At 39.0% G+C, this 6,409-nt stretch carries 12 protein-coding genes; all 12 read right to left on the bottom strand.

What is annotated here, in order from left to right; translation table 11 throughout:
• Positions 1–307, bottom strand: a 307-nt coding sequence (locus ACJROP_RS00235; RefSeq protein ID WP_406533512.1) for a hypothetical protein, incomplete at its 3' end; no start/stop codon positions are given.
• 1 nt (position 308) lies between these two features.
• The gene (locus ACJROP_RS00230; protein ID WP_406533511.1) at positions 309–1,391 is read right to left on the bottom strand and encodes a hypothetical protein; all 1,083 of its coding nucleotides are present in this window, start codon (positions 1,389–1,391) and stop codon (positions 309–311) included.
• Between the two features lie 14 nt (positions 1,392–1,405).
• Positions 1,406–2,245 carry a hypothetical protein gene (locus ACJROP_RS00225; RefSeq protein WP_406533510.1) on the bottom strand — a complete coding sequence of 280 codons (840 nt, stop codon included), beginning with the start codon at positions 2,243–2,245 and terminating at the stop codon, positions 1,406–1,408.
• Positions 2,246–2,251: 6 nt separating this feature from the next.
• The gene (locus ACJROP_RS00220) at positions 2,252–2,593 is read right to left on the bottom strand and encodes a hypothetical protein (protein ID WP_406533509.1); all 342 of its coding nucleotides are present in this window, start codon (positions 2,591–2,593) and stop codon (positions 2,252–2,254) included.
• Positions 2,594–2,677: 84 nt separating this feature from the next.
• The gene (locus tag ACJROP_RS00215) at positions 2,678–3,550 is read right to left on the bottom strand and encodes a hypothetical protein (RefSeq protein WP_406533508.1); all 873 of its coding nucleotides are present in this window, start codon (positions 3,548–3,550) and stop codon (positions 2,678–2,680) included.
• 27 nt (positions 3,551–3,577) lie between these two features.
• Positions 3,578–4,210 (bottom strand): hypothetical protein, encoded by a 633-nt coding sequence (locus ACJROP_RS00210; protein WP_406533507.1) that lies wholly within the window; start codon positions 4,208–4,210, stop codon positions 3,578–3,580.
• Positions 4,207–4,800 carry a hypothetical protein gene (locus ACJROP_RS00205; RefSeq protein WP_406533506.1) on the bottom strand — a complete coding sequence of 198 codons (594 nt, stop codon included), beginning with the start codon at positions 4,798–4,800 and terminating at the stop codon, positions 4,207–4,209. The genes ACJROP_RS00210 and ACJROP_RS00205 overlap by 4 nt, the downstream gene beginning before the upstream one ends.
• Positions 4,797–5,054: a hypothetical protein gene (locus ACJROP_RS00200; RefSeq protein ID WP_406533505.1), complete on the bottom strand. Its 258-nt coding sequence runs from the start codon at positions 5,052–5,054 to the stop codon at positions 4,797–4,799. The genes ACJROP_RS00205 and ACJROP_RS00200 overlap by 4 nt, the downstream gene beginning before the upstream one ends.
• Positions 5,055–5,081: 27 nt before the next feature.
• Positions 5,082–5,330: a hypothetical protein gene (locus tag ACJROP_RS00195; protein WP_292887550.1), complete on the bottom strand. Its 249-nt coding sequence runs from the start codon at positions 5,328–5,330 to the stop codon at positions 5,082–5,084.
• Positions 5,327–5,491, bottom strand: a complete 165-nt coding sequence (locus ACJROP_RS00190) for a hypothetical protein (protein ID WP_406533504.1) — start codon at positions 5,489–5,491, stop codon at positions 5,327–5,329. Before ACJROP_RS00190 ends, ACJROP_RS00195 begins: the two co-directional genes overlap by 4 nt.
• A complete protein-coding gene (locus ACJROP_RS00185) occupies positions 5,488–5,679 on the bottom strand; it encodes a hypothetical protein (protein ID WP_292742734.1) in 192 nt (63 codons plus the stop codon). The genes ACJROP_RS00190 and ACJROP_RS00185 overlap by 4 nt, the downstream gene beginning before the upstream one ends.
• Before the next feature lie 64 nt (positions 5,680–5,743).
• Positions 5,744–6,409, bottom strand: a 666-nt coding sequence (locus tag ACJROP_RS00180) for a hypothetical protein (RefSeq protein ID WP_406533503.1), incomplete at its 5' end; no start/stop codon positions are given.

The raw sequence follows: 6,409 nt of genomic DNA, 5'->3' as shown, positions 1-6,409 counted from the left end.
CAGTCTCGCCTTTGTCTCCTTTACTGCCTTTCGCACCAGTATCTCCTTTAACACCTTTATCACCAGTATCACCTTTATCTCCCTTGATTGAACCTGCATTTGCCCAGCCGGTTCCATCCCAATAATAATAGCTGCCGTTGACAATATAGGCATCACCTAAACTGCCTGAAGGGTGAAGTTGAATGAACTCATCATAAGTAGTGTAATGTCCTTTTATTACTGTTCCGATACCAATGTCTCCGGTATCACCTTTAGGGCCAGTATCACCAACTACACGGCCTATCTCTATCCATTCTGTATCAGCCATTTTAATCCCTGCTCCATGGTTCAATTAAACATTCTCTAAATCTTATTTTTCCGCCGTAATCGTAAATCATGAATGCAGGAAAGACCGTTTGCATATTGGCTATCGCATCTGGAAGTGAAGAGCTTTCATAACTATAATAAACAGTATCATTCCAATAATGTGAGATAGTTGCCTTAACATAGGAACCATCGTACCATAATTCAAATTTAAAAGCACCATTCAATGTTAATTGTCCGCTACTTGTATTTATCTCATTTATTGTATGATTTGTTCCGGAATATTTCAGACCCTTTTTGCCAGGATATGCTCCAAGTTCGAGAATCTTATTGTCACGATAATGAGATAGATTTTTCGAATTCAAAAGACAGATTCCGCTTGCCCATCCGCTTGATGAGGAATACATTGGACTTACAATAGCTGAAAAGTGAATTCCAGTATCCGTTAAGTCAATCCCATCAAGCAAACTGGTTGGTATCATATATGCTGCCTGTGAAGATCCATATGTTTTTGAAACTTCAACACCGTTGGCATAATCATAGTCGCTGTTGAATTCATCAACTTCAGTAATGGTGATGTTAGCTGAAGATGGATATTTAACAAGGGTATATGACTCAGAACTTACATCATACTCGTCTTCATATCTAAAAGCCAGTACTTCCAATTCCAAATCAATTCCTATAAAATCATTAACTAATGCTTTGATTGATAATGTATCTCCGGCGTTTTCTGGAATGTATGAGCAGCTGGCTTGCCCATTATCAAATAATGAGGTTAAATGAATTTCACTTCCACCGTTGACGCTGATGAAGAAATCCGCAACACTACCGTCTGGCAATTCCTCATCATCATCTGAATCCTTATAAACTTTAACGTAAACAGGTTGGCCTACTGAAGCAAAATCATTATACGCTCCGCCAGGAGTCCCGCTTGTTGGATGAATCAGAAACCAAACCCGTCTTGCCAATGTGAAAACATCATCATCATTATAATAGACTATACCGTGATGTGTTAACAATTCCCTTAATGCATTCCGTATATTTGTTAGTTTTGTATTTGTACTTATTACCTCACTTGCAATTGACATTAACAAATCCTCCTTTATAGTATATTTAATCTGCATGGTGATGCCAGGTATAATCTTGGAATATATGAAAGTCTTCCAAGGTTGTTTCCATAGCTGACAAAACCGAATTTAAGATCAGCACTATCATATCCTTGAGGCAGATCAGATAAATCAAACCAATCATTCCATAGGAATTTCTTATCCTTAAACCAGTATAATTCCAAATGATCACCATTATGCAGCAGTTTTAATATGAATTTCTGATTTGCAGAATCATAAGTCCCATAATCCATTTTTGTTATTGTTGGACTTGTACTGTTATTGAATATTGCATATGCTGGATGATATGTTCCCGAGTCCAGTGTAATTCCAATGTAAAATCCCGTCATGCCGGAACCTGCAGTTGGAAGGCCATAACTGAATCCTACTCCAGAAAATCCTCCATTGTTGTAGTTTTGCATGCTTCTTCCATAGACCACCAAATCAAAATCATCAGTTGGATTAACGGTTCCAGTATTAAATTTGCCCCATGAAGTTGACGGTCCGCTTGATGTTTTTGATAATGATTGAAGATACCAATTGTCAGTATCTGAATATGGTGTAGGATATGCAGTATTCCATCCAAGATAATCAGAGCCCGTAACTTTAACGCATTCGCCTAATTTATTGTTAGTGAATGTTGTACTTCTCTCGATTACCCATGCTGGGGGACTATTGATTAAACTAATTAACCTGGTAATTGAATCATTGCCTGAATAGCTAGTGCTTAAATCATCCAGTTCATTTCTAAGCAATCCTCTCAGATTAGTCAATCTTGCATTTAATTCCTGTTCGTTTTCTAATATTTCTGAAAGGTCGGGAGCTATAAAACTCATGGTTAATCAGCTCCCAAGTAATGTTAAATTAGCATTTTGTGCGGATGTTATTGTTCCTATTTGATTGCTGATGTTTTGTATGGCGGTAGCTATTGCATTGTTAGTTACTGCATTTGTAGAGTCTGTTGTATCCAAAGCTGAGACAAGATTGACCGGACCTGCAGGGCCTGTTGCACCGGTAGCTCCAGTATCACCTTTCGGTCCTTTTATTTCGCTGAGATATAGGAATACTTCATCTTCACCTGAACCGAAATAGATAAAGCCATGTGCTGAATCTTTTATTATTCTTACATTGTCCCCGTCTGAACCTGTATCTCCTTTAATATTTCCTACATTTACCCATGACATCATTTATCACCTTTTTTTATAAAAAAAGGAAGTGCCAACATTTACGGCCGGCACTTCCTTTAGGGAATTTATGGAATTAGTTTCTTATTGGAAAACATAAAGTTCTCCGCCAACAAGATATGCATCACCGGTTGTACCAGTCGGATGTGCTGCAATCAAATCAGCATAACTGGCATAACTTCCTTTGATGATGGTGCTGTATCCTTGAGGACCCATTTCACCAGTATCCCCTGTATCACCTTTAGCACCGGTATCTCCTGTGTCTCCTTTGGCTCCAGTATCACCTTTTTCTCCAGTGTTACCAGTATCTCCTTTGGCTCCGGTATCACCGGTTTGTCCTGTGTCACCTTTTTCACCAGTTGCACCTGTTGCACCGGTATCTCCGGTTTCTCCTTTGTCCCCAGTAGCGCCTGTAGCTCCGGTTGCACCGGTATCACCTTTGGCACCGGTATCTCCTTTAAGACCTGTTGCACCGGACATGTCAGTTACGAAAGTGAATTCACTTGCTCCTTTCAAGTATAACTTTGCGTTGTCCGGATCTTCAACATCTGATTGTATAGCTACAAACATTCCTTCAGGAACATTACTTGCATCGGCCTCCATAGCTGCAACGGATGCATATGTTTTGTAAATGCTGAATGGATCTCCGGTGTCCCCTGTAGCGCCGGTTGCTCCGGTATCTCCAGTAGCTCCTTTGTCACCAGTATCACCTTTTTCACCTGTTGCGCCGGTAGCACCAGTATCTCCTTTTTCACCAGTTGCTCCTGTTGCTCCAGTTGCACCTACGTCTCCGGTATCACCTTTGTCACCTTTATCTCCTTTTTCACCAGTGAGTCCTGCTAACTGTTCTGGTGTGAAGTCTGTGTATTCAAAAGCTTTACCTGTGTCTCCGGTGTCACCTTTATCACCGGTATCTCCTTTTGGTCCTTTAATAGTACCTACGCTTGTCCATGCCATATATAAACACCTCTATAAATTTATTTTTTAATCATTGTGCCAAACGAAGAGTTCGCCATCCACCAGGAATGCATCACCCTCATTGGCAGTTGGATGTGCTGCTATAAGTTCTTCGAAAGTATCGTAAGACCCTAAGATAACAGTAGCAGCACCTGTATCTCCGGTGTCTCCTTTCTCTCCTTTACCTCCAAGACTTACTTGGAAACAATTGACATAATTGTATTCATCTGAATTTGCAACAGGATGAAATGCCAGAAACTCCCCTGCATTATCGACAATGGCTCCGTTTGGAGATAATTTAATCCTATCTCCTGCTTTAACATTAACGATTCCTGAAGCCAGTTTCAAACGGTAAAGTCCTCCTAAGAGAAGTACACTTCCCTTTCTCTCCCCATTTGTCATTACAACCGGTTCATTGACAAGGACCCCTACAGGAACTTCTGTTGCATCACCGGTGTATTTCTTTAGGCTTTCACGTCCTATTGCAGATTTGTCTGAAATACAAAGAATATCATCAACCATACACTTATTGGAATATTCATATCCAAGACTACTACCTGATGCAGTTATTACATTATCTACCAATGTTTTAACTCCATCATCCAATAAGAAGGTAGTAATCTCTTTTCTTTCTTCCAATAAAACAATTGTATCACTCATATCATCACGTCAAATATATGATTTCCTTTTACAGTCGGATTGCATTTAATGTTAAAACCACTTTCACTGGCCAGATTGCAGAAATATAAATCCTCAGACAATACTGTATCATTTGGATAGGTGACAAACTTGAAATATGGATATTGAAGTTTGCTAAAGACATTAACATTGATTAATGCAACTCCAAGTCCTCCGCCTTTGACTTCAATTGGCCTTGGGACTTCATGGATCATTGTTTTGCCTTTGATGCAGTTGTCATCGTTGAAGTCTTTTCCGAAAGTGTAGATGATAGTTTGATCTGTTTTTGTTCTCTTGCGATAATACCATCCAAGAGCAATATCTGACTCACATTCCAGCAATCTGATTAAAGTTTCTTTTGGAAGCTGAATGTCTGAATCTACCATCAGTACGTAATCATATTCTCCGGCCATTGCGTTTTTAGCTATTTGATTTCTGGCTTTAGCGCAATCATAGCCTGCCACATAATCAAAATAGAGGTCATAACCTTCAGGTCTTTTAAGTCCATAAATGCTTTTGAAGCATTCGGGTTTGATGGTCTCAAAGGTTGGAACTGCAATCAGTATCTTCATTCACTTTCCTCCAGTTTTTTGATTCTTGACTCCAAGTCATCCAAATTAATCATGTCTTCACGCTCACATCTATACTCATACAAATCAATTATGGCCACAATAACAATGGCTAAAGCAAATGGTATTAGACCTTCCATTAAAGCATACTTTGTTGCATTAGTCATTATGATGTTGATAGCTACAGCCGTTAAAACGGCACTTGAAATTGTTTTGGTAAAGTTGCATATGACAATCTTTTTAATTAATTTGTTCATGATAACAATATCCTCCAAAAAAGCTCATCATTCTTCAGGATAACCCAAAACCCTTTTAGCTTTCTTTTTAGCGCTCTCAACATCTCCTTGACCTCTTATCCTACTTGCATAATGGCTGGCTATGCCTAACACTATCATAAGGATACAGTAGGGAACTGTATTTTCTGTAATGCCTAAACTTTCAGAGTATAACATGACGACCGGAATAGCTGTGACCAGAAATGAAGTCAGTATGTCAATGTCCTTTCTGTTTTTTTCCAACCATTCGTAAATCATTCTTTGTCCTCCTTTTCTGTGTAAGGTTTGTTTGTATGGCTTAGGATTATGCCATCAACGCAAATCTTTTCTTCGCTTCTGTATACTTCTTCAGCATTCTCTTCAATGTTTATCCAGGATTCGTACTCTTCTAAAGTTTCAAAGTATTTGATGTATTTCATTGTGCCTCCCAAGTAATTGAATAATATAGAATACCATCTTCGATTTTAAATGATATAATGGGTTTGACGGCATAAGGATAACCGGAGTCAACGTATTTGGTGCCGTTCCAGTAAAACCAGTGGCCTGTTGACTGGTCTATGTATGGTCCTTTGTTTTCAAGTGTTCCCACCAGTTTCCTTATTGTCATCTTAAACCTCACTATAATATTATATTTTTTATTATATAATTTATTATATATTTTATTATTTCTTTTATATAAAATATACTTTTTCATCTTCACTGCAGCCTTCCCATTCCATGTACAGCTTGTTGTCCTCCCATACAAATCTGACATTATTGACAATGGCTACGTCCGGAAGCTCGCAATAGGTAACGCCATCATTATCCTTGACATAATTGGCCTGTGCCATGATATTGGATTCCGTTGGTACGATCATGTTGACGACGTGAGTTATTTCATCCTGTTCAAAACTGCAGTCGGCAAGATCTATGCAGTTCTGGGATTCAGGATACATTTCGATTTCCGACATCTGGCGATAGACCCTGATGTATTCCACATCCTCATTTTCCGTCAGATTAACTATTGATAATAACCTCAAGTCATGTCCTTCAACCGGATTGCACTCGCCGTCCTTGTCAATGTATATTCTAGTATTTGGAAGAATTTCTTTTGGAGCTGGCCTTTTCAGTTTCAATCTGAAGACATCACCCAATACGGCCACAGTAACTAATGTATATCCTGATGAGCGAACCTGAACTTTAGCCAGAAGATATCCAAATGCCAGATCTCCTTCCTTGGCTTTTTTAACAATTGTATGCTCCATTGTTGATGACTCATCCAGCGTTACCATTTCACCAACACGACACGGGTTGGCTGAAATCCATGCAGTATGCTCCTCATTAACATACCTCTTTTC

This window comes from Methanobrevibacter sp. (assembly GCF_045220775.1).
Lineage (GTDB): Archaea > Methanobacteriota > Methanobacteria > Methanobacteriales > Methanobacteriaceae > Methanocatella.
This window is presented reverse-complemented; position numbering and strand designations above follow the sequence as displayed.

What these genes read in the sequence shown, in the direction of transcription:
- ACJROP_RS00230 (WP_406533511.1), bottom strand. Translation starts at nt 1,391, where the DNA reads ATGTCAATTGCAAGTGAGGTAATAAGTACAAATACAAAACTAACAAAT.
- ACJROP_RS00200 (WP_406533505.1), bottom strand. Translation starts at nt 5,054, where the DNA reads ATGAACAAATTAATTAAAAAGATTGTCATATGCAACTTTACCAAAACA.
- ACJROP_RS00190 (WP_406533504.1), bottom strand. Translation starts at nt 5,491, where the DNA reads ATGAAATACATCAAATACTTTGAAACTTTAGAAGAGTACGAATCCTGG.
- ACJROP_RS00220 (WP_406533509.1), bottom strand. Translation starts at nt 2,593, where the DNA reads ATGTCATGGGTAAATGTAGGAAATATTAAAGGAGATACAGGTTCAGAC.
- ACJROP_RS00210 (WP_406533507.1), bottom strand. Translation starts at nt 4,210, where the DNA reads ATGAGTGATACAATTGTTTTATTGGAAGAAAGAAAAGAGATTACTACC.
- ACJROP_RS00225 (WP_406533510.1), bottom strand. Translation starts at nt 2,245, where the DNA reads ATGAGTTTTATAGCTCCCGACCTTTCAGAAATATTAGAAAACGAACAG.
- ACJROP_RS00205 (WP_406533506.1), bottom strand. Translation starts at nt 4,800, where the DNA reads ATGAAGATACTGATTGCAGTTCCAACCTTTGAGACCATCAAACCCGAA.
- ACJROP_RS00195 (WP_292887550.1), bottom strand. Translation starts at nt 5,330, where the DNA reads ATGATTTACGAATGGTTGGAAAAAAACAGAAAGGACATTGACATACTG.
- ACJROP_RS00185 (WP_292742734.1), bottom strand. Translation starts at nt 5,679, where the DNA reads ATGACAATAAGGAAACTGGTGGGAACACTTGAAAACAAAGGACCATAC.
- ACJROP_RS00215 (WP_406533508.1), bottom strand. Translation starts at nt 3,550, where the DNA reads ATGGCATGGACAAGCGTAGGTACTATTAAAGGACCAAAAGGAGATACC.